We start from the raw sequence: 23,800 nt of genomic DNA on the forward strand, positions 1-23,800 counted from the left end.
TTTCTCCTTCCCTGTGAAGTTACGGTCTCGGTTTGCCGCACTCCTGGCAGAATTTTCCTGTATTTACCGCACCACAGGAGCAGGTCCACGGACCCGCCGGTCTCGGCTGTCCACATTCCTGACAGAATTTTCCTGTATTTACCGCGCCGCAGGAACAGGTCCATGAGCCTGCATTCTGCTGAGGCGCCTGCTGAGGTGCCTGCTGCTGAACAGGCTGTGCCTGCTGATTCATCTGCTGTCCCATTGCAAAAAGATTCTGCGCATTGATGCCGCCTGCGTTTGCCGCCATATTCATTCCGGCAAATGCCATAGCCGGTCCTGCGTTCTGATTGGACGCTGCCGCCTGCATTGCCGCTGACTGAGCACCGACCATCTGTGCAGCAGCCATCGTAGGATTGCGGAATGCGGCATTACGCTGCAGTTCTTTTATCATTGCTTCATCTTCCTGAGAAGCCTTTACACTGGATACCCCAAGGGAAACAATACGAATTCCTCTTAAATTGTCCCATTTTGCGGAAAGGATCTGGTTCAGTGTTTCTGCAAGTTCTTCTGTATGTCCGGGAAGTGCACTGTAACGTATTCCCATCTCGGAAATTTTGGCAAAAGCCGGCTGCAGAGCTGTCATAAGTTCGCTCTTAAGCTGACCATCAATCTCTTCTCTCTCAAAATCTTCTTCAACATTTCCACACACATTTGTATAAAAAAGAATCGGGTTTGCGATCCGGTAACTGTATTCGCCGAAACATTTAATGGAAATATCCATATCCAGTCCGATATTATTATCTACCACACGGAAAGGAACAGGATTCGGAGTACCGTATTTATTTCCAACCAGTTCTTTTGTGTTCACAAAATATACTCTCTGATCCTTCGGAGTCTCGCCACCAAAAGTAAAACGCTTGCCAATCTGCTGGAATACAGAATGCACGCCTTCGCCAAGACTTCCACAGAATATGGAAGGTTCTGTAGACATATCATAGGTATATTCTCCAGGTTCAGCACAGACATCTACTACTTTGCCCTGCTCTACGATCAGCATACACTGGCCGTCATTTACTGCGATCACAGATCCGTTGCTGATGACATTTTCAGAACCATGCTTATTGGAAGACCTTCCTGAAGTCTTCTTATGTGCCTTTGTGATCAGCACATCTGCCGGCATGGCTTCACAGTAAAAATATTCTTTCCACTGATCCCCCAGCACTCCACCGGCAGCTCCTGCTGCTGCTTTAATTAATCCCATATCTGTTCCTCCTTTTAAATTTATGTTTATGAAAGTTTATGTATAAACAGTCCACTTCTGAGTTTAGGCTCAAACCATGTGGATTTTGGCGGCATCAGCTTGCCTTCATCTGCAATTTTCATAAGATCTTCCATAGATGTCGGATACATTGCAAAAGCAACTCCGCCTGTAGCATCCGCCAGTTCTGCCAGTTCTGTAAGCTTATGGCTTCCCCCCACAAACTGGATTCTCTTATCGGTTCTCGGATCCCCGATACCAAGAATTGGAGAAAGTACCTTATCCTGAAGGATTGAAACATCCAGCTGGCCGACAACATCTTTATCTCTGTAAATATCCTCCCAGGCCTTCAGATGATACCACTGGCCTCCTGTGTACATACCAATGCAGTGCTTTTCCACAGGTTTACATGGAAATCCCGGCATCAGCATCAGTTCAAAATTAAATTTCAGGCTTGCAATAAACGCATGTTCGTCCATTCCGTTCAGATCATGTACAACTCTGTTATATGCAAGAATCGTAAGCTGATCATATGGAAATACTACAGACAGAAAATAATTAAACTCTTCACTTCCGTCATAATCCGGGTGTTCCTGTCTTCTCTTGAGGCCAACCTTCACTGCGGAAGCAGCTCTGTGATGTCCGTCTGCAATATACACTGCCGGAATGTCAGAAAATTTCTCTGCAACAGTCTTCTTCTCTTCTTCTCCGTCGATCACCCAGACACGGTGTCCAATCTCATCTTCTGCAACAAAATCATAAACCGGTGCATGGTTTTCTTTCCACTGAGCCATGAGATCCAGAAGCTCCTGTGGGTATTTGCATGCCAGATAGATCGGACCTGTATTTGCATCACAGACATCCACATGGCGGATACGGTCCTGTTCTTTGTCTTCTCTGGTGAGCTCATGCTTCTTTACCACATTATTCATATAGTCATCAATAGAACAGCAGCCAACCAGCCCTGTCTGAGTCTTTCCCTTACGGGTCAGTTCATAAATATAATAACATGGCATTTCATCCTGCATCATTGTGCCATTTTTTTCCATGTCGTCAAGATTTTTCCTTGCTCTGTCATAGACAATGCTGTCATAAAGATCTGTTTCCGGCGGAAGATCCATCTCTGCGCGGTCAACATGAAGAAACGAATCCGGATTTCTGTCTCCGATTTTCTTCGCTTCCTGACGGTTTACCACATCATATGGAAGTGCAGCTACTGCCTCTGCCTTGTCCGTCACAGGTCTCAAAGCCCGAAACGCTCTAAAAACTGCCATTTTTCAAGTCTCCTTTATCTTGTCTCGTATTTATAAATATGTTTACATATTATCATAAAGATACGTTTTTTACAATGTTTACCCACTTTTTTCATGTGTCCAAAACTTTTTTGTTTTATCCTAAAAATTTTTGTATTTACTATTGCAAAATACATTTTTTATGGTATGATAGAAACATAAACAAGCAATAATTATGAGAACAAAAGAATTTTTTTAAGGAGGGTTTTTCTTATGACCGAAGGTTTGAAATGGACTGTCAACAATGTAGCCAGATCAGACGACAAATTTCTCGACTTAATGTCTGAAGCCAATGTCAGAAAAGCAAATGAATTCCATAAAAGTTTCCCGCAGTATACAGTAACACCTCTGCAGAAACTTTCCGCTCTGGCTTCTTATCTGGGTGTCAAAAACATCTACTGCAAAGATGAATCCTACCGTTTCGGACTGAATGCATTCAAAGTTCTTGGCGGATCCTACGCAATGGGCCGTTATATTGCCAAAGAACTTGACAAAGACATCAGTGAACTTCCATATGCGGTTCTTTCTTCTGATAAGTTAAGAGAAGAATTCGGACAGGCAACATTCTTTACCGCCACAGATGGAAACCACGGCCGCGGTGTTGCATGGGCTGCAAACCGTCTCGGACAGAAGGCAGTTGTACGCATGCCAAAAGGCACAACCAAAACAAGATTTGACAATATTGCCAAAGAAGGCGCTACTGTTACTATTGAAGAAGTCAATTATGATGACTGTGTAAGAATGGCAGCTGCAGAAGCAGCAAAAACCAAACACGGTATCATGGTACAGGATACTGCATGGGAAGGTTACGAAGAAATCCCTTCATGGATCATGCAGGGTTACGGAACCATGGTTATGGAAGCAGACCAGCAGTTGAAAGAACAGGGCATTGAACGTCCTACTCATGTATTTGTACAGGCAGGTGTCGGATCTCTTGCAGGTGCCGTTGTCGGATATTTTGCTCACAAATACAAAGAAAATCCGCCGGTAATGGTTGTATGCGAGGCATCAGCCGCTGACTGTCTGTACCGTTCTGCAGTAAAAGCCAACGGTGATCTGGTCAATGTTACCGGTGATCTTGAAACTATTATGGCCGGTCTTGCCTGCGGTGAAGCAAACACCATTGGCTGGGACATTCTCAGAAACCACGTATCTGTATTTGCTTCCTGCCCTGACTGGATGAGTGCAAAAGCAACTCGTATCTATGCCAATCCTCTGGAAAATGATCCACATATCGTTTCCGGTGAATCCGGTTCCGTACCGCTTGGTCTGTGCTTCACTGCCCTTCACGATGAAGATGCCAAAGACCTTAAAGAAGCACTGAAACTTGATGAAAACTCCAACGTACTCGTCATCTCTACAGAAGGAGACACTGATCCTGTACGTTACCGTGAGATCGTCTGGGACGGACTTTACGGAACAGATAAATCACTCAGTAAGTAATTTATTCTTATACATATAACAGGAGGATAAGATTATGGATTTTGCAAAAATCAATGCAGCAGCTGAAAACTACAAAGACGATATGGTGAAATTCTTAAGAGCTATCGTTCGTAATCCGGGCGAAAGCTGTGGAGAAAAAGAGCACATCGAAACAATTGCAGCAGAAATGAAAAAGCTCAACTTCGATGAAGTTACAATTGACCCTCAGGGAAATGTTATCGGATATATGGGAACCGGTGACAGAATCATCGCTTTTGATGCACATATTGATACTGTTGGTATCGGGAACATTGATAACTGGACTTTTGACCCATACGAAGGCTACGAAAACGACGAAGAAGTTGGCGGACGCGGTGTATCTGACCAGTGTGGTGGACTTGTATCTGCAGTTTACGGTGCAAGAATCATGAAAGATCTTGATCTGATTCCGGAAGGCGTAAAGATCATGGTTACAGGAACTGTTCAGGAAGAAGACTGTGATGGTCTCTGCTGGCAGTATATCATCAAGGAAGACAAGATCCGTCCGGAATTTGTTGTTTCTACAGAACCGACAGACGGCGGTATTTACAGAGGACAGCGTGGACGTATGGAAATCCGTATAGACGTCAAAGGTATTTCCTGCCATGGATCCGCTCCGGAACGTGGAGACAATGCCATCTACAAAATGGCTGATATTCTTCAGGATGTACGTTCCCTTAACGAAAATGACGATGCAGATGAAACAGAAATCAAAGGCCTCGTAAAAATGCTCAACCCGAAATACAATCCGGACTGGGAAGAGGCACGTTTCCTCGGACGCGGTACTGTTACTGTATCCCAGATTTTCTACACATCACCAAGCCGCTGTGCTGTAGCTGACTCCTGTGCTGTTTCACTTGACCGCCGTATGACATTTGGTGAAACCTGGGAAAGCTGCCTCGACGAAATCCGTGCACTTCCAAGTGTCAGAAAATATGGTGATGATGTTGTGGTTTCCATGTACAATTATAACCGTCCTTCTTACACAGGATGCAAATACGAAATTGAATGCTACTTCCCGACATGGGCAATTCCGAAAGACCACAAAGTAACAAAAGCACTCGAAGACGCTTACAAAGGTCTTTACGGAGAAACACGTGTAGGAAACGCAGAAACAGAAGCAATGCGTAAAGCACGTCCGCTTACAGACAAATGGACATTCTCAACAAACGGCGTATCCATCATGGGACGTAATGGAATTCCATGCATCGGATTCGGACCTGGCGCTGAAGCACAGGCACATGCTCCGAACGAAAAAACATGGAAAATCGACCTGGTAAGGTGCGCTGCGGTTTATGCAGCATTACCTATGTCTTACTGTAAGTAAGAAAGGGTAACAAAGAACGAACTTCTTTGAACTACGCAGAGGGAGCGAAGCCCCGCTCCCTCTGCACACCCTTGGGGCTAAAAGCAAAGTAGCTCCACATGTATCAAACGTATAGTTATTTGACCATATCTGTATTCTACGCCACTGAGGGCAAGCCCTATATATCATTGCCGAAAGTGAAAAGGCTGAGGGCTGTTCACTCAGGTAATACTGATAATACGCAATATGAATATCTGATAATCCAGTGTGTCAATTCAAGTCGAACACACGTGAGACTTGGTGCGTGATTCTGGTCGGCGAAAGCTGACATATTCTTCTCAGAATCACTGTACATCCTCGCGGAGCGTTTATCTCAGTCGGAGATTGTACTCCCACTGAGAAAGACTTGTTATTACTCACCACTTACAGAAGTGGGAGTCTTCTCGACTGAGATAAATATTCCACGCAGAAGATCCTCTGAGACGGTCAGTACTTAGTGACCGTATTGTGGTCACTTATGTACTGCTACCAGTCGAAGGGAGCGAGAGCGTGTTCTTCGGTGGAATATTTCATTTGAACACACGTAACTCATACATATCATATGAATACACGTAACTCATACATATCATGTGAATATACGTAACTCATACATATTAATAAAGGAGATAAATATGAAAACACTTCAGGACTACATCGACAAACTCAACAAACTCAACTTCAAAGAAATGTACAACAACGACTTCTTCTGGACATGGGACAAAACAGACGACGAACTGGAAGCAGTCTTCACAGTAGCAGATGCACTTCGATTCATGAGAGAAAACAACATCTCCACAAAAGTATTCGAGAGCGGTCTCGGAATCTCCATCTTCCGTGACAACTCCACACGTACTCGCTTCTCCTTCGCTTCAGCCTGCAACCTTCTTGGCCTTGAAGTACAGGATCTTGATGAGAAAAAATCCCAGATCGCACACGGCGAAACAGTTCGCGAAACAGCAAACATGGTATCCTTCATGGCAGATGTAATCGGAATCCGTGATGATATGTACATCGGAAAAGGACATGCATATCAGAAAGAATTCATGGATGCAGTAACAGAAGGAAACAAAGATGGAATTCTCGAGCAGAGACCAACACTCGTAAACCTTCAGTGTGATGTTGACCATCCTACACAGTGTATGGCAGATATGCTTCACATTATCCACGAATTCGGCGGTGTTGAAAACCTCAAAGGCAAAAAACTCGCCATGACATGGGCTTACTCTCCTTCTTACGGCAAACCACTCTCCGTTCCGCAGGGCGTAATCGGACTGATGACTCGTTTCGGTATGGACGTAGTTCTGGCTCATCCAGATGGATACGATGTAATGCCGGAAGTTGAAGAAATTGCAAAGAAAAACGCCGAAGCTACAGGCGGATCCTTCACAAAAACAAACAGCATGGAAGAAGCATTCAAAGATGCCGACATCGTATATCCGAAGAGCTGGGCTCCATTCGCAGCTATGGAAAAACGTACAAACCTCTATGCTGAAGGCGACTTCGATGGAATCGATAAACTCGAAAAAGAACTTCTTGCTCAGAACGCAGAACACAAAGACTGGGCATGCACAGAAGAACTTATGAAAACAACAAAAGACGGCAAAGCTCTGTATCTCCACTGCCTGCCAGCTGATATCACAGGCGTAAGCTGCGAAACAGGCGAAGTTGACGGATCCGTATTTGACCGTTACAGAATCCCGCTTTATAAAGAAGCCAGCTTCAAACCATATATCATCGCAGCCATGATCATGCTTTCCAAATTCGAGAAACCACAGGATATTCTCAAAAAACTCGAAGTAAAAGCGGCTCCGAGAATTCTTAAATAAATATCTTATGGGGAAGGTTTTTACATGTATAAGAGAAAAAGAATTGTAATCGCACTCGGCGGAAATGCTCTGGGAAATACACTCCCGGAGCAGATGAGAGCCGTAAAAACAACTGCAAAGGCTCTGTGTGACCTGATTGAAGAGGGACATCAGGTGGTTGTTGTTCACGGTAACGGACCACAGGTAGGCATGATAAATAATGCCATGGCAGCTCTTTCCAGAGAAGATGAAAACCAGCCCAACACACCACTCTCCGTATGTGTTGCAATGAGTCAGGCTTATATCGGCTATGACCTTCAGAATGCACTTCGCGAAGAACTTCGTAAACGCGGCTTTATGCGTACACCTGTCGTTACAGTTGTCACACAGGTACGTGTAGACGAAAATGACCCGGCATTCCAGAATCCAAGTAAACCAATCGGTCATTTCATGACAAAAGAACAGGCTGAACATGCTGAGAAAGCTTACGGATATATCATGAAAGAAGATGCAGGTCGTGGATACCGCCGTGTAGTTGCATCTCCTAAGCCGGTAGAAATCGTAGAACAGGATGCGATCAACAGTCTGGTAGATGCCAATAAAATCGTTATCTGTTGCGGCGGCGGTGGAATTCCTGTTTCTCTTCAGGGTGACCATCTGAAAGGGGCTTCTGCAGTTATTGATAAAGATTTTGCAAGCTGCCTTCTTGCAAAAGAACTGGATGCTGATATGCTCATTATTCTGACTGCTGTCGAAAAAGTTGCCGTTAATTTTGGAAAAGAAAACGAAAAATGGATTGATGATATGTCCGTGGCAGAGGCACGGAAATATGTAGAGGAAGGTCAGTTTGCGCCTGGTTCCATGCTCCCGAAGGTACAGGCAGCCATGGACTTCGCCTCTTCCGGCAAAGACCGTACTGCAATGATCACTCTTCTCGAAAAAGCAAAAGATGGTATTCAGGGAAAAACAGGAACCAGAATTCATATCTGATTTTTCTTTTTCAGAATTCCATATCTGCATACAGAGAACCTGCCACTGGTAGCTTCTCTTGCATACTTTGGCATACAAAAAACTCCACAGGGACTCATTCACCGAGATTCCCTGTGGAGTTTTTTTCTTTCTGATCATTATTTTCTGTTTTCTTTCAGTTCCGGAAACACAGTCAGAAGCATGGTAAAAAAGCAGGCACAGCCACCAATCAGATTTGAGATTGGCTCTGCCCAGAATACACCGTCAACTCCCAGCCCTGCTATATTCGGCAGGAACAATGTCAGCGGAACTACTATGATAACCTTTCGAAAAATTGAAAAAAACGTAGCTTTTTTTGCTTTTCCAAGAGCTACAAATACAGACTGTCCCGTGAACTGCAATGCCATAAAACAGAATCCAAAGAAATAAATATGCAGTGCAGGGATTCCTTTTGCCACAAGTTCCGGTTCACTGTTAAATATCCTGATAAAGAATCCCGGTATAATCTTGATGATTCCCCATACGAAAAGAGAATAACCAAAGCAGACTGCCGTTACAAATTTGATGGCCTGTTTTACTTTTCCATAAGCTTTTTCTCCGTAATTAAAGCTCATAACCGGTGATGCACCGTTTGACAGTCCATGAACAAGCATCGTGGCAATTTCTCTCACGGATGTGAGCACGGTCATGACCCCTACATAAATATCTCCGCCCCAGTTCTGCAGCGTTGCATTACAGAAAATCTGAACCAGACTGTTTGTAAACTGCATCATAAACCCCGAAACGCCAAGAGATACAATCTGTTTTACCCTGAACCACTCCAGTTTCATTGACTCCGTTTCCAGGCGTAATACTGCTCTATTTCCTCTGAGAAAATTAAGCACCCACAGACAGGAACACAACTGTGAGAGAATCGTTGCAAGCGCAGCTCCTCTCACACCCATATGAAAACCAAAAATAAACAGCGGATCAAGAACAATATTCAATATCGCACCGATCAGCACGGTTAGCATTCCCATATTCCCAAATCCCTGACAGTTGATAAATGGATTCATTCCAAGTGAGATCATCACAAAAGGTGTGCCGATAAGATAAATTTTTATATATGCGCTGGAGTATGGAAAAGTGATATCACTCGCTCCAAATGCATAAAGAACAGGTTTGTGAAAAATGTATGCGACCAGCATAAGGATAACACTTGTACCGATAAGAAGAGAAAAACTGTTTCCCATAAGTTTTTTTGCCTCATCATGATTTCCTCTTCCAAGTTCCATTGCACACAGCGGACTTCCGCCATTTCCATAGAGATATGTAAAAGCTGTGATCATTGTAATCACAGGAAAACATACGCCTACCCCTGTCAATGCCGTTGTACCTGCCTCCGGTATCCTTCCGATATACATACGATCAACCACATTGTATAGAAGATTCAGAAGCTGTGCCAGCGTCATCGGAACTGCAACTTCCAGAATATTTCTATATACGTTTCCTTTTGAAAAATCTGTCTGATGTATTTTCAATTTCTCACCTCAAAGCTGTTATTCTTTATTATTATACTACCTTCCTTTTTATGAAACAAGAAGCCTGTATTAAATCCTTTCCTCGCCAAGATTCCACACAAATCCACACTATATTGCTCTAAATATCCACAAAGTCACACAATTAAGCCTTGTATTTCCCTGTCATATTCTGTATAATAAAAGTAATTAAGTGGTTTTTAAATCTATTTATGTGGAGGTTTTTATGGCAGAAAAATATAACGGCATGGCTGTCGGAGTTTTTGAACTGGATAATCTGGTTGCCTGCTTTGTTGCTCTTGACGCTGCTTCCAAAGCAGCAAATGTCAAAATCCAGGGTGTTGAACGAAACCGTCTCAAAAGTGGCGCCTGTGTAAAAATGCGCGGTTCTGTTTCTGATGTAAATGCAGCTATGGAGGTGGCACTTCGTGTTGCCGCCCCTCTTGCAAAAATCGTCAATCATACAGTGATCGCATCTCCTACCGGAGACACTGAAGTTGCACTTGCAATGACCATCAACAAATAATCAGTAAAGAGAGGAAACTAACATGACATATGGAGCATTCGGACTCGTAGAAGTCCTTGGAAGCTGCAATGCCATCCTGGTCATTGACCAGATGCTGAAAGCAGCTGATGTATCTTTTCGTACATGGCAGACCAAATGCGGCGGTCATGCCACTGTATTTTTAAGCGGAGATGTTTCTGCTGTAACTGCCGCTGTCGAAAGTGTTAAGACTAACCCGCCATGTGAAGTTATCGCAGCTGCTGTTATCTCTAATCCTTCTGAAGAAACAACCCGTATCGTTGAAGAAGAAGCTGTCAAGAATCATTTTGCATAAGACTGGTATCCGCTATGTTTATTCTTATTTTTAATCAGCTGCTGAAGATGCTTCTCCTGATGCTGGTAGGCGTTTTCTGTGCAAGGAAGAATCTGATCACTGAGGAGGGAAACCGTTGTATCTCTAATTTTCTCCTTATGATTGTCAATCCCTGTCTGATCATAAGTGTTTACCAGGTAGATTTTGATTCCCGCCTTGCCAAAGGTCTGCTTCTTTCTCTTGTAGCTGCTGTTATCGCACATATTCTGGCATTTATTATTTCCGGAGTCCTGATCCGTCCTGATGGAAATCCTGAATATACGCTGGACCGGTATGCTGCTGCATATTCCAACTGTGGTTTTATCGGCATACCTCTGATCAACAGTGTACTTGGAAGTGAAGGTGTATTTTACCTGACAGCATTTATGACTGTCTTCAATATACTTTCCTGGACTCACGGTCTTTCCCTCATTAAGGGCAAATTTGAAGTCAGACATATAAAAGAAGGACTTATGGCTCCCATGGTACTTGGTGCTTTTGTAGCGATTTTTCTGTTTTTTACACAGATCCATATTCCTTCTGTAATTATGGACTCCATGGACTATATTGCAGCTACCAATACACCACTCGCAATGGCTGTTGCCGGTTTTTCCGTTGCACAGTCTGATATTCGGAAATTATTTACCAATCTGCATTTTTACTGGATTGCTCTTATCAAGCTTTTTCTTGTTCCCTTTGCAGCAATCCTCATGGTCAGATTTCTCAATTTTCCGGAAATGGTCGCATACACGATCATCATTGCCGCAGCCTGTCCTACAGCAACAACGATCACCATGATGTGTATCCGTTTCAATCGTAATTACAGATACAGCTCTGAAATTTTTTCTTTTACCACAGTTTTATCCATGATCACAATCCCACTGGTCATGCTTGTGGCAGGAGCGATTCTCTGATATCAACGTCCTGAAGTTCTATGGCATTTTCTGTTTCACAGAATGCCACATCTTCAGGATGTTTTTTTATGATCTTTTTGCCGCCTGTATCTCCTGTAAGTGCCTTAAGCTCAGGATAATATTTTTGCGAAAATATACAGGGATTTCCAATCATACCGTCCCTCTTTACTGCAGCCATTCCTCTGCCGGATTTTTTGTAAGTATCTATCAGGGCAAGAATCGTCCCTGCTGTGATCCACGGCTGATCTGCCACTGCAAACAGGCAGTACTCTGCGCTGCGTGCCGCCTCAAGTCCTATCTTAAGTGATGATGATATTCCTCTTTCCGGCTCAGGGTTTACATATACTTTTGCACCATATTTTTGTGCTGTTTCTTTTATTTCCTGATACTGAGTCACTACAATTATCCCGCTGTCCGGAATCTTTTTCTGTACCTGTTTCAGCTGCTCCAAAACATGAAGATACATAGGCTTTCCTTCTATTTCATAAAGCAGTTTGTTAGAACCAAAGCGGCGGCTGTTTCCAGCCGCCAGCATAATCAATACTGTTTTCATCATAAATCCTCGTCTGTTACTCTTAACTGTCCGCTTTCATTTCAGCTGTCCAAATACCGCATATATTCCCTGTATCTTAAGCTCCCTGCAGAGTTCTTCTGCTGTCTGTGGATTTTTCAGTGCATCCAGTTTGTTAAAATATACTCTGTAATCTCTTTTGTTTACATTTTTCCGGAGCCCTGCTTCCGAAACTGCTATCTTCATCAGATCATCCGTTTCTACAAAATCCTCTTCTCTTTTTCCCAGAAAAGCTGCCACATTCCACGGCCTGTGTGCAGTTTCCTGTATTGACCTTCCCAGACTGTCCAGCCCCATGACGCCAATTACCAGATCTGTCCAATCCGGTATCACAGGTTCCCATGTTTCCGGGACTTTTAAGGGGAGACGTTTTGCCCCATCTGCTTCTATAAGAAGTACATCACAGTTTTCATGAAGCTGATCCAGAATTTTCTGCCGCGGCGCAGCAATTTTTCCCTTCTGTGCCTCCACCACTGCCGTCACTGTATAGCCAAAGTTATCTATATTAAACTTAAGTTTTTCCCAGTCTCCTGCCTCTGCATAGGGCCGGTCCGGCTCACTGGCCATATGGGTCGTAGTCGTTACGATCACTTTTTTCCCTGACTCTTTCAGTTCTTCTGTCAGCCGGAAGATCAGGCTGGTCTTTCCGCCGCCGCCCACAACCGCTATTTTCTTATGTTTCTGCGGTTCTATGTTCAGAAGTTCTGTAAATCTGATATTTTTCATCAGGGAAGTACTCCTTCTGTAAGAAGGATTTCCAGGACACTTCCTGCTATACACCGTGCCTTGTCAGAAATCGTATCACAGTTCTTTTTCTGTTCTTTACGAGGATCAATGTCCGCAATTTTCATTCCTTTTGGCACTTCATAACCTTCTTTTATGATTCCCCGCAGCACACCTGTAAGAGATGCATATACAGGAGTTTCCCCAACCATTGCGATCACCTGGTCTTTTTCCACCAGATCTGCAATCTGTGAAAGATTATGGATTACGCCTGCTGCCGGTGAATGTATGACTCTCTCTTTTCCGTAACCGGCAATAATTCCCGGAATTCCCGTATTCGGCGCTGCCGAACCTTTTGTAATAATTCTCCCGAGATTATGACCTCTCTGGGTTTCCACTACGTAATCCACATCTTTGCCGGCTTCGAATCCAGGCCCAAGTCCTATGGTAAGCGGTGCCATATCTTTTGTAGTTCCCAGATTTTTTTTTGCAAGGATAGCATCGATCACTGCATCCGGTTTCATTTTCTTTATTGCTTCCCCTGACTCATCTGTCATTATCGGAATTTTGCCGGCTTTCCATACTTCCTCACACCTGGTCATATCACTGATCAGCTGACTCACTACACCTTCTACAGCAGTTTCATCGTCATAGACCGCCTCGCAGAAAGCGACTCTCCTTCTGATAGCACTCGGTTTTCTGCCTTCCAGTATCAGTACATGATAACCCGAACGGTACAGACGGTGTATCACTCCGCTTGCAAGGTCACCACCGCCTCTGACAACAAGTCTGGTATTCTGCTTTTTCATTCTCCAGCGGTTCCTTTCTGTTGATTTTCGTTATTTACCTTTTCCACTGCATTGATAATATTCTGATAACCTGTACATCTGCAGAGATTTCCGGACATCTGCTTCTTTATTGCTTCTCTCGATAGTTTTTCCCCACGTTCCAGAAGTACAGTTGCAGACATTACAAATCCAGGTGTACAGAATCCGCACTGAATTGCGCCTTCTTCAATAAAAGCCTCCTGAATTCTGGTAAGCTCTCCATTTTTTTCCAGCCCTTCCAGTGTACGGATATTTTTGCCTTCTGCCCACACTGCAAGGTATATGCAGGAATCTACAGTCTCTCCATCTATGATAACTGTACATGCTCCACATTCTCCTACTTCGCAGCCTTTTTTCACAGAAGTCAGGCCAAGCCGGTTCCTGAGCATATCCAGAAGTGATTCTCTGACATCAACATATTCAGCAACTTCTTTACCATTTACAACACATTGTACAAGCTGCATCTGTTTTTTCATGACCTGTCACACCTCCCCAAACTCTTCAGCAAAATCAAACGATGGTTCCTCCGGCACTCCTGCAAGAACTGCTGTACGGTACAATGCCCTTTTCGCAATTTCACCTGCGATCTGAATACGAAATGCCTTTGAAGCACGCCAGGAATCTCTTGGATTGATCTCACTGCGGATACTGTTTTCCAGTTCCTGATAAAGTTCTTTTGTAATTTTACGGCCTTTCAACAGTTCTTCTGTCTCTGTACATCTCCACGGCACAGGAGCAGCAACGCCAAAAGTAATCCTCACATCTTCAAGAATATCATCTTCTATCTTACTTACCACAGAACAGCTTAAAGTGGCAATATCCATAGCTCTTCGCATGGAATATTTTATATAATGTCCCTGATATCCCTGGTATTCTTCTGAAGGGATAATAACATGCGTCATCACATCTCCCTGTTCGAGCTTTACTTTTCCGGGTCCAAGATAAAATTCTCTTATTGGAACAATACGCTCTTTACCTGTGTTTACTATACGAAGTTTTGCATTGTATGAAAAAACCGTCGGTACGCTGTCCGCACTAACTGCTCCATTGCAGATGTTCCCGCCAATGGTCCCGATATTTCGCACCTGTGGTCCGCCTACCTGGTCAACAGCTTCACCAAGTACAGGTATTCTCTCCTGTATAACAGGATCTCTGGTAATATGCGAAAAAACAGTTCCTGCGCCGATCCAGATATCTCCGTTTTCTTTTACTGTGATGCCTTTCATTTCTTCAATGTCCCGGATACACACAAGAGATGTCCCTGCCATTTTACCTTCTCTGATTTTTATAAGTACATCGCTTCCTCCGGATATAATTCTCGCACCCGGATGCTCTTTCAGAAGAGCTGATGCTTCATCTGTTGTTTTTGCATTATAATAATTCTCAATATCATACATGGCTCTTCCTCCTTCAGATCAGACCTGCTTCTTTAAATCCGTCAATCAGTCTCTGCGGTGTCAGGGGATTTTCGTGGAATGACACACCTGTTGCATGAAGTACGGCATTTCGTATTGCAGGTGCACTCGGAATTGCCGGCGGTTCACCCAGAGCCTTATTACCATATGGACCCATCGGATCATCCAGCTGCACAAAATCCGCTTTGATATCCGGCGTATCAAGTGCAGTCATAAGCTTGTAATCCAGGAGGTTACCGTTCAGAAGTCTTCCTGTCTTCTTATCAAGGATCATCTGTTCACTCAGGCCATATCCCATACCCATGGACATGCCTCCGTGAACCTGCATCTCTGCCAGCTGTGGATTCAGAAGTTTGCCACTGTCATGAACATTTATGATATGGAGTACTTTTATTTTTCCAAGAGATATATCTACTTCTACTTCTGCGAAACAGCAACCTGTAGCTATGGTATTTTTCTTCACCTGTCTGGATACCTCTGCTGTGATAACAGAAGAATTTGTAAGGCTGTAATAACATTCCTGTGCAAGTGCTTCCAGTGCAAGTGCCGGTTCTCCCGCCGCACAGATCCAGCCATTTTCAAGAGTCAGATCTCTTGTGTCAATTTCAGGAAGAAGTGTTTTTGCATAGGCAAGAATTTTATCATAAAGCTGCTCTGCACACTCTTTTATTGCCGTTCCTGTAACAAAAGACTGTCTGGAAGCATAGGCCCCTGTATCAAAAGGTGTCACGTCTGTATCCTGGAAACTGACAATATGTATCTGTTCCGGCTCCATATGAAGTGTTTCTGCTGCCATCTGGGTGAATACAGTATCTGCACCCTGTCCGATCTCCGTTGCTCCAACCTGAAGCTGCACGCTGCCATCCTGGTTAAGGGACATTCTTGCACCTGCAATTTCCAGAGAAATTGGCCACACACCTGTTTTGTAGGAAAACAGTGACAATCCGACACCTCTTCTTAAATTTCCGGTCTGATTTGCATATTCTTTACGCTTTTCATCCCAGTGAATATATTCGGCACCTTTTTGCAGACACTCAAAAATTCCATTTGTATTAGCTGCGATCGGTTTCAGATATTTATCTTCATAATAACCTTTAATGAGATTTTTTCTACGGAACTCCAGCGGATCCATCTTAAGCTGATATGCAATATCATCCATAAAGCACTCTATTGCAAAACATACCTGCGGAATTCCATAGCCGCGCATCGCACCGCCTACAGGTGTATTGGTATAAATTGTATATGCCTCGCCACGTATATTCGGACATGCGTACTGGAGACGCCAGGAAGTCAGGCCGTTGGCAGCTATTGCATGACCATGGGAAGCATACGCACCCTGATTTGAGTACTCTTTCATATCTTTTGCAAGAAGATGACCTTCTTTATCAACACCTGCTGTCAGGTCATATTCTATTGAGTGTCGTGTTCTGGTATTCCGGAAGGTTTCCTCTCTGGAAACATCAAGTTTCACCGGGCGTCCGCCCACCTGCATAGTGAGAAAAGCATTCAGGGGCTCATAAAGAACATCCTGCTTATTTCCAAATCCCCCTCCTACATATGGCTTGATCACACGGATTCTGCCCCACGGAATCCCAAGTGCCTGTCCTATGACACGGCGCATGATATGTGGAATCTGGGTAGATGCAACAACTACAATACGTTCTTTTTCCATATAGGCATAGGAAATCGGATTTTCGATATGGCAGTGCTGAACCATAGGCGTTTTGTATGTGCCTTTTACCACAAAATCTGATTTTTCAAGAGCTTCATCCACATTTCCGATAAAATAGTTGGAACGTACCAGTACATTATCTTTCTTATCAAAATGGATTGGCGGATGAGAGCCGTACATGGATTTCCGTGGATTGGTCTCTACCGGATATTCTTCATATTCTACTTTAATTAATCTCAGTGCTCTTGCAGCTGTCACCTCATCTTCTGCAACAACTGCTGCTATGTCATCTCCATAATAACGTATACGGCCTGTGAGAATATTTCTGTCTGCCACATCCTGGTGTGCCAGTTCCACTGACCAGGGATGTCCAGGTGTAGGATAACAGTGATCGGGAACATCTTTAAATGTAACTACCTTTACGACACCTTCCAGAGCTTCTGCTGCGCTTGTATCAATGGACGTAACGATTCCATTTCCGATAGTTGAATGAAGGATTTTTGCTACAAGACAGCCCGCCGGGGCAATATCATCTGTAAATTTTGCCCTTCCCGTTACTTTTTCATAAGCATCCACACGCGGAATACTTTTACCTGTCATAATCTCTCACCCTTTCTTTTAATTTTATAAAAAAAGCCGGACCAATTCCAAGAAACTTCCTGTTCCCCTCTGAACTGACGTCCGGCTCCGAACCATGCTATTTTTTACCGCTGAAAATCAGCAGCTATTCAGTTGCTTTCAATAATTGTTAACAACATTCTATCATATTTCATATATGGTTTTCAATATTTTATTGTCATTTTGAAATTGTATAAATAATATTAACTGTAAACGAAGTGAACAGTAACAATACTATCACCGAACATTTCATTCGTAACAATTGTTACTATTTTTCTGGCGTCAGAAGTCCCCTGAGATCGTGTATCACATGTCGTGGACATTTCACTGCACACATTCCACAGCTGAGACAGTATTTTTCATCGATCACTGCACAGTTATCCTCTACTTTTACGGCGCCTGCCGTACATGTTTTCTCACAGATCCCACATCCGATGCAGCTTACTTCACACTGTTTTTTTGCAGCCTGTCCTTTCTGTCTGTTGGAACATTTCACTACAATATAATTTGCGCACTCATGGATATGTATCACCTTCTGCGGACACACACGTGTACAGGCTCCACACGCAATACACTTTTCTTCATCCACCTGAGCAACACCATATTCATTTATAAAAACAGCATCATATTTACATTTTTCTACGCAGGCTCCACAACCAATACAGCCGTCTTTACAGGCATTTTCGCCTTCTGCCGCCCGGCATCCACCATTGCAGGCAACAACTGCTGCCCTGTATGGAAATTTTTTCTTTTTAGCCATACTAATGCTTCCTTTCATAGGGAGTTCCACTAAGAGGCAGACTGTATCTGCGTACTCCGTCATATCTGCAGTATGCATCTGCAATCGCCGGTGCTGTAGGAATGGAGGTAATCTCCCCTATGCCGATGGCTCCGCATGCGACATTCAATCCCGGTTTATCAATCACAATCGCTTTGACTTCCGGAACCTCATGCGCACGGAACAGTCCAAGAGATCCGAATTTTTCAATTGGCCGGCAGTTTTCATCAATAGGATACTGTTCCTGGAGCGCAAAGCCCATGGACATCACTACTCCACCCTCTATCTGTCCCTCGCAGGATAACGGATTTACTGCTTTTCCAACGTCATGTGCAGCAACCATTTTTTCAAGTTTACCTGTTTTCGGATCCAGAATGCACATCTGTGTGGCGTAACCATAAGCCACATGTGAAACAGGATTCGGTACATTTGCACCAAGCGGATCTGTTTTTGCAAGGTATTCTCCGTAATATACGATTCCCTTTATATCTTTCAGAGATTTACCTGCTCTCCTGTCTTCCATCAGTTTCTCACAGGCCCTGCGGCAGGCTTCTCCTGTTATCAGGGTCTGTCTGGATCCTGAAGTTGTTCCTGAGTCCGGTGAAATCCAGGTATTACTTCTCTCATATACGATATCGTTATGTGACAGATCTGTATTTGTAACTACCATCTGGACAAGAACTGTCCCAAGTCCCTGGCCGATACAGGAAGCACCGGTGTAAATATGAAGTTTTTCATCGTCTTCCACGATCAGTTTCACACGACCTGTGTCTGGAATTCCTACACCGACACCTGCATTTTTCATGGCACAGCCAATACCCACAGGTTTACCTTCTGCAAGTGCTTTATCATAGTCTTCTTTTACAGCTTCCAAAGTTTCTACAAGCCCTGTGGAATTATCAACAATCTGACCGTTCGGAAGAGTCTCTCCCGGGCGAATGGCATTACGGTACCGGATCTCCCATGGTGTTATCCCGACTTTATCCGCCATCATATTCAGAAGTGTTTCTGTTGCAAAACAGGTCTGGGTAACTCCAAAGCCCCTGAAAGCTCCTGCCGGTGGATTGTTTGTATAATATGCAGTTCCCTCAATCTCGAAATTCTCATAATGATAAGGGCCTGCCGCATGTGTGCAGGCACGTTCCAGCACCGGACCGCCAAGGGACGCAAATGCTCCTGTATCTGATTTTACGGAAGCTTTTACCCCCATGATGTTTCCGTTTTCATCACATCCCATCGTCAGATTCATATAAAACGGATGACGTTTCGGGTGCACCAGAAGCGACTCCTGTCTTGTGAGTTTCACTTTTACCGGTTTCTTCGTCACATAGGTAAGCAGCGCAGCCAGATGCTGTACTGTCATATCTTCTTTACCTCCGAAGCCGCCTCCTACCAGAGCATTCTGGACTTTTACCCTGTCTGTCCCAAGAAGCAGAGAACACTCATGAAGTGTCTGATGCGCAGACTGGTCTGTAGAATAAATAAATACATCTCCATCCTCATCATAAAAAGCCACTGCACATTCCGGTTCAAGAAATGCATGTTCTGTCCATGGTGTCTCAAAATAATGTGAAATCACATATTTGGAATTTCTGATCGCCTCATCAGCATTTCCTCTGCTGATATGCTTATATGCGCAGATATTGTTCTCTTCTTCGTCAAATACTTTTGGCGCATCCGGAGCTGCTGCTTCCTCTATTGTATGTATATGAGGCAGTACTTCATATTCTACCCTGATCAGTTTCTTTGCCTTTTCTGCTGTTTCTCTGTCTCTGGCTGCCACAAGTGCTATCGCATCTCCCAGATAATGAACAAGTCCACCCACAGGAATCAGCGTGTACTGATCATGCTTCAGATGACCTATTTTATTTTCTCCTGGTATATCCTCAGCTGTCACGACAGCTTCTACTCCCGGAAGTGCCTTTGCCGCCGAAGTATCTACTGACAAAACTCTCGCACGCGGATATTTACTTCTGAGTGCCGTTCCGTAAAGCATCCCCTCCAGATAAAAATCATCCGGATATTTTCCTGTTCCAAGTACTTTCTCTTCTACATCTACCCTTGATACTCTGCTGCCAAGCGTCCAGGAAGGATCTCCATCATCCGGAAGTACTCCTTTTTCCAGAATGGCTGCTGCCAGACGTACTGCATCTATGATTTTTACATAACCGGTACAGCGGCAGTAATTATTTCGAAGTGCATACCTGATCTCCTCATCGGAAGGCGTTCTGTTTATATCCAGAAGTGCCTTGGTACACATTACCATTCCAGGAATACAGAATCCACACTGCACTGCACCTGCTTTTCCATATGCATAAGTATATACCTGTCTTTCCCATTCAGGCAGCCCTTCTACTGTTATTATATTTTTCCCTTCCAGTGAATCAGTGTCAGGAACACAGGCCTTACAGGTCATCCCGTCGATAATCACCGTACAGGCTCCACATGCACCCTCACTGCATCCATCCTTGACAGAAGTCAGGTGAAGTTCATCCCGAAGAAACCTTAGTAGTTTCTGATTTACGGAAGTTTCCACAGTCTGTCCGTTTACCATAAATGTTGCCATGGCGGATTCTCCTTTTCCAGCTTACATCAGGAGGTAAGCATAATCATTGATCACTGTGCAGATGAGTTCAGACAGTCCCTCTGTAAGAATTCCGGACGGCTGATCTGCTTTTACAGTTTCTTCTTTTTTATCAATACGTATCCTGATTTCTTTTGCTTCTCTGTCAAGAACAGCGAAGCCGTTATTTGCGCTGTTGTTCATGTCCTCTTCTGACGCAAACAAAGTAAACTTATCTTTATATGGTGCTCCTGCATACTGACAGAAAGAATGACAGTTTCCACATTCATTACACATATAATCCACATGAAGTACCTGGAGGAGTTCCATCGATGGTACCTCGATCAGTACATTGGAACGGTTTGGACATACATCCACACAGTTTCCGCAGACACGTTTATGTGCGGTAAATTCTTCTTTCTCTATAGCATCTTTCTTTTTCAGACAGTCAAGAAGAGGCGATTTTTCTTCAGTTCTTTTTCCTGCTGTCTTTTTCTGACTCTTCTGGTAATGAATATCTGTCAGAGATTTTTCAGCAAGTTCACGGACCTTTTCAGTTATAACTTCACCCGTTTTCCCGATATTGCATTCTTCTGTTTTTTCCGCAATTTTAGTCAGCCATTTATATCCGCCCGGTTTCAGAAGAACTGTCGCCACTGTCACAGGCCAGATTCCAGTTTCCACGATCTCAGTAATATTTTTCTGATCGGCTCCGCCAGAGAAAGACATTGGAAGTTTTCCGCCAAAAGATTCTGACAGCCGTGCCGCAACAGAAATGGAAAGTGGGAAAAGCGCCTTGCCTGACATATACATTTCTTCTCCTGGCAACTCCTGTCTCTTAATATCTACAGGGAAAGTATTTGTAAGTTTCACACCGAATGCAAGTCCTTCCTGTTCAGCTGCAGCCATAAGGCGTTTCAGCATAGGCACTGCATCTTCATACTGAAGGTCATCTTTAAAATGAAAATCTGTAAATGCCATGTAATCATATCCCAGCCCGTCCATGGCTTTTCTTACAAACTCATATCCAAGAAGTGTCGGATTACATTTCACATAAGTATTGATATGTTTTTCTTTAAGAAGGTACATGACAATATTTTCAATTTCCTGTGGAGGACATCCATGCATGGTTGAAAGCGTGATGGAGTTGCACACCTCTGAAGGAATTGCCTCAATATCTTCTTTGGTCACATGCTCAAAAAGCTCCGCATGTTCCAGAAGCCAGATTCTGCATTCCTTAAATACTTCAGTGTCTTTTGCATCTTTCAGCCCTTCGATAAATGCATCAATTTTGGGATCCTGAATGCCTTCCAGATTATATCCGCAGGACATATTGAACTGAAATCCATCCGGGCTTCCAAGTCCGAATTCTTTTGCGATCACATGAATGGCCATCCAGGCTTTTACGTATTCTTCCATCGCCTGCGGAACATAAAGTTCTGTTGACCATTCGCAGTTATATGCTTCATCTTCTGCCACTATACAGGGTTTCGGAATACATGCGGAAAGTTCCGGTCCGTCCATTTTCTGTACTGTCTTCAGTTCAAAAAAACGTCCGCCTGCATAATATGCCGCTACAAGATTCTGTGCCAGCTGTGTATGCGGGCCCGCTGCCGGTCCCACAGGTGTCTCAAGTTTTCTTCCGAAAATTTCCACGGTTCTGTCCGGATCTGCCACATAGGCTTTCTGGATTCCAAATATCTGTCCTGTTTTTTTATGTTCTTCAAGTATCCATTCCATCAGCTGTCCAAACGGAATACTTTTCATAATATCACTCATATTTCCTGCCTCCTTCTGATCCTGGCTGTTTATCCGTTGATACTCTCTGCCAGTTTTCCTGCCGCCTGTCTGCACTCGGCCATGATTTTTTCCTCATCACATACGCAGAGTTCTCTGTTTTTCATAAGTACCTGTCCGTTACAGATTGTAGTCCTTACCATACTTCCATTTACTCCAAACAGCAGATGGCTGTTAAAGTTACTTTTATTTATCGGTGTCAGCGGATCATAATCTACAATGATCACATCTGCGGCACTGCCTTTTTCCAGGCTTCCCGGTCTGCTCCTGAAATATCTGCCTGCAATTTCTCTGTTCCCCTCAAAAAGCATCTGCGGTACTTCACTCCATGCTGCTTTTGGATCACAGAGATGATGTTTGTGAAGGATATTTGCCACTTTCCATGATTCCATCATGTCATGGGTATATCCATCTGTTCCAAGTCCTGTCACAATTCCTTTATGCACGATTTCCATGGTAGGAGGACAGCCACAGGCATTTCCCATATTTGACTCAGGATTATGTACAACCATGGTATCTGTTTCTTTTATCAGATTCATTTCATGTTCATTCACATAAATGCAGTGACCGAGAAGAGTCTTCGGACCAAGGATATTCCAGTCATAAAGACGGTCCACGATACGTTTGCCATGTTCTTTCAGACACTGATGAAGGTCATAAATCCCTTCTGCAACATGGATATGGTATCCCACTCCCTCAGGTTTCAGTTCATTACAGAGTTCCATTGTTTCATCTGAAATGGTAAAAGAAGCATGCATTCCCATCATTGCAGCGACCATGTCATTATTCTCTTTCTGGACATGTCTGATAAAATCCACATTTTCCATCACAGACTCACGTGATTTCTCCATTCCGTCCCTGTCTGAGATCTCATAGCAGAGACATGTCCGGATACCCAGATCTTTCGCAGCTTCCTCTATCGCATTCAGAGATCCTCTGATATGTCCAAAGCTTGCATGATGGTCAAATACAGTAGTCACACCGTTTTTGATAGAGTCAATATAGGTGGCATATGCAGAAAGTTTTGTTTGTTCCAGAGTCAGATGCCTGTCTATATTCCACCACATACCCTCCAGAATATCCAGAAAACCTTCAGGATTATATCCGTTAACATTCAGTCCTCTTGCAAAAGCACTGTAAATATGTTCATGTGTATTGATAAAAGCCGGCATAATAACACCACCGGCTGCATCTATATATTCTGCAGCCGGATACATACGTCTTATTTCTTCTGTGGTTCCTGTTGTCTCTATGACATTGCCATTGATCAATACAGCTCCGTTCTCAATATATGTATTGGCTGAATCTCTTGTAATTAACCTTCCGTTTCCTACAACCAGCATCTGAAGCCCTCCCTGTCTTGTAAATTTTTCCCAATGTTAAAACAAATACGCCAACTATTTTAGGAATTTTATACTATTAATGTATCATACTGC

General features: G+C 43.6%; 19 protein-coding genes and 1 pseudogene. 7 read left to right on the forward strand and 13 right to left on the reverse strand.

Annotation, left to right across the window (positions count from 1 at the left end):
• Positions 1 to 19: 19 nt before the first annotated feature.
• Positions 20 to 1,243, reverse strand: a complete 1,224-nt coding sequence (locus tag ACTNB8_RS10680) for an SPFH domain-containing protein (protein ID WP_441054530.1) — start codon at positions 1,241 to 1,243, stop codon at positions 20 to 22.
• Positions 1,244 to 1,269: 26 nt separating this feature from the next.
• On the reverse strand, positions 1,270 to 2,514 hold the full coding sequence (locus ACTNB8_RS10685) for a DUF1015 domain-containing protein (RefSeq protein WP_441054532.1): 1,245 nt from the start codon (positions 2,512 to 2,514) through the stop codon (positions 1,270 to 1,272).
• Between the two features lie 231 nt (positions 2,515 to 2,745).
• Here ACTNB8_RS10685 and dpaL point away from each other — a divergent pair, with 231 nt between their 5' ends.
• From dpaL to arcC, 4 genes are all read left to right on the forward strand, one after another.
• Positions 2,746 to 3,975 (forward strand): diaminopropionate ammonia-lyase, encoded by a 1,230-nt coding sequence (dpaL, locus tag ACTNB8_RS10690; protein WP_441054534.1) that lies wholly within the window; start codon positions 2,746 to 2,748, stop codon positions 3,973 to 3,975.
• A gap of 34 nt (positions 3,976 to 4,009) precedes the next feature.
• Positions 4,010 to 5,320, forward strand: a complete 1,311-nt coding sequence (locus ACTNB8_RS10695) for a YgeY family selenium metabolism-linked hydrolase (RefSeq protein ID WP_441054536.1) — start codon at positions 4,010 to 4,012, stop codon at positions 5,318 to 5,320.
• A 650-nt stretch (positions 5,321 to 5,970) separates the two neighbouring features.
• Positions 5,971 to 7,164, forward strand: coding sequence for a knotted carbamoyltransferase YgeW (gene ygeW, locus ACTNB8_RS10700; RefSeq protein ID WP_441054538.1), 1,194 nt, complete (start codon positions 5,971 to 5,973; stop codon positions 7,162 to 7,164).
• A gap of 24 nt (positions 7,165 to 7,188) precedes the next feature.
• Positions 7,189 to 8,133, forward strand: a complete 945-nt coding sequence (gene arcC / locus ACTNB8_RS10705) for a carbamate kinase (protein ID WP_441054540.1) — start codon at positions 7,189 to 7,191, stop codon at positions 8,131 to 8,133.
• 137 nt (positions 8,134 to 8,270) lie between these two features.
• On the opposite strand, the gene ACTNB8_RS10710 is transcribed toward arcC, so the two are convergent.
• Positions 8,271 to 9,632, reverse strand: coding sequence for an MATE family efflux transporter (locus ACTNB8_RS10710; RefSeq protein ID WP_441054542.1), 1,362 nt, complete (start codon positions 9,630 to 9,632; stop codon positions 8,271 to 8,273).
• A 223-nt stretch (positions 9,633 to 9,855) separates the two neighbouring features.
• Between ACTNB8_RS10710 and ACTNB8_RS10715 the strand changes: the two genes are divergently transcribed.
• The 3 genes from ACTNB8_RS10715 to ACTNB8_RS10725 are packed head-to-tail and all read left to right on the forward strand — an operon-like array spanning position 9,856 to position 11,400.
• Entirely contained in the window at positions 9,856 to 10,155 is a 300-nt protein-coding gene (locus ACTNB8_RS10715) for a BMC domain-containing protein (protein ID WP_296155499.1), read from the forward strand.
• Positions 10,156 to 10,177: 22 nt separating this feature from the next.
• The gene (locus tag ACTNB8_RS10720; protein ID WP_296155501.1) at positions 10,178 to 10,468 is read left to right on the forward strand and encodes a BMC domain-containing protein; all 291 of its coding nucleotides are present in this window, start codon (positions 10,178 to 10,180) and stop codon (positions 10,466 to 10,468) included.
• Positions 10,469 to 10,482: 14 nt separating this feature from the next.
• On the forward strand, positions 10,483 to 11,400 hold the full coding sequence (locus ACTNB8_RS10725; protein ID WP_441054544.1) for an AEC family transporter: 918 nt from the start codon (positions 10,483 to 10,485) through the stop codon (positions 11,398 to 11,400).
• Here the strand turns inward: ACTNB8_RS10725 and ACTNB8_RS10730 are convergent.
• The 10 genes and pseudogenes from ACTNB8_RS10730 to ssnA all read right to left on the reverse strand — a co-directional run bounded on the left by ACTNB8_RS10730 (position 11,372) and on the right by ssnA (position 23,707).
• A complete protein-coding gene (locus ACTNB8_RS10730) occupies positions 11,372 to 11,956 on the reverse strand; it encodes a nucleotidyltransferase family protein (RefSeq protein WP_441054546.1) in 585 nt (194 codons plus the stop codon). The genes ACTNB8_RS10725 and ACTNB8_RS10730 overlap by 29 nt on opposite strands.
• A 33-nt stretch (positions 11,957 to 11,989) precedes the next feature.
• Positions 11,990 to 12,697 (reverse strand): selenium cofactor biosynthesis protein YqeC, encoded by a 708-nt coding sequence (gene yqeC, locus ACTNB8_RS10735; protein ID WP_441054548.1) that lies wholly within the window; start codon positions 12,695 to 12,697, stop codon positions 11,990 to 11,992.
• Positions 12,697 to 13,503: a selenium-dependent molybdenum cofactor biosynthesis protein YqeB gene (gene yqeB / locus ACTNB8_RS10740; RefSeq protein WP_441054550.1), complete on the reverse strand. Its 807-nt coding sequence runs from the start codon at positions 13,501 to 13,503 to the stop codon at positions 12,697 to 12,699. Before yqeB ends, yqeC begins: the two co-directional genes overlap by 1 nt.
• The gene (xdhC, locus tag ACTNB8_RS10745; RefSeq protein ID WP_296155512.1) at positions 13,500 to 13,997 is read right to left on the reverse strand and encodes a xanthine dehydrogenase subunit XdhC; all 498 of its coding nucleotides are present in this window, start codon (positions 13,995 to 13,997) and stop codon (positions 13,500 to 13,502) included. Before xdhC ends, yqeB begins: the two co-directional genes overlap by 4 nt.
• Positions 13,998 to 14,003: 6 nt before the next feature.
• The gene (gene xdhB, locus ACTNB8_RS10750; RefSeq protein WP_441054552.1) at positions 14,004 to 14,918 is read right to left on the reverse strand and encodes a xanthine dehydrogenase subunit XdhB; all 915 of its coding nucleotides are present in this window, start codon (positions 14,916 to 14,918) and stop codon (positions 14,004 to 14,006) included.
• A gap of 13 nt (positions 14,919 to 14,931) precedes the next feature.
• On the reverse strand, positions 14,932 to 17,208 hold the full coding sequence (gene xdhA, locus ACTNB8_RS10755; RefSeq protein ID WP_441054554.1) for a xanthine dehydrogenase subunit XdhA: 2,277 nt from the start codon (positions 17,206 to 17,208) through the stop codon (positions 14,932 to 14,934).
• 286 nt (positions 17,209 to 17,494) lie between these two features.
• Positions 17,495 to 17,986, reverse strand: a complete 492-nt coding sequence (locus tag ACTNB8_RS10760; RefSeq protein ID WP_441054556.1) for a 4Fe-4S binding protein — start codon at positions 17,984 to 17,986, stop codon at positions 17,495 to 17,497.
• Between the two features lies 1 nt (position 17,987).
• Complete coding sequence (xdh, locus tag ACTNB8_RS10765; protein WP_441054558.1) at positions 17,988 to 20,570, reverse strand: selenium-dependent xanthine dehydrogenase; 2,583 nt, start codon at positions 20,568 to 20,570, stop codon at positions 17,988 to 17,990.
• Positions 20,571 to 21,011: 441 nt separating this feature from the next.
• Positions 21,012 to 22,346, reverse strand: a pseudogene (locus tag ACTNB8_RS10770) (selenate reductase); the annotation flags it as partial.
• A 29-nt stretch (positions 22,347 to 22,375) separates the two neighbouring features.
• Positions 22,376 to 23,707 (reverse strand): putative aminohydrolase SsnA, encoded by a 1,332-nt coding sequence (gene ssnA / locus ACTNB8_RS10775; protein ID WP_441054560.1) that lies wholly within the window; start codon positions 23,705 to 23,707, stop codon positions 22,376 to 22,378.
• Between the last annotated feature and the right edge of the window lie 93 nt (positions 23,708 to 23,800).

Origin of the sequence: Blautia sp. HCP28S3_G10, assembly GCF_052065235.1 — a bacterium.
GTDB lineage: Bacteria > Bacillota > Clostridia > Lachnospirales > Lachnospiraceae > Blautia_A.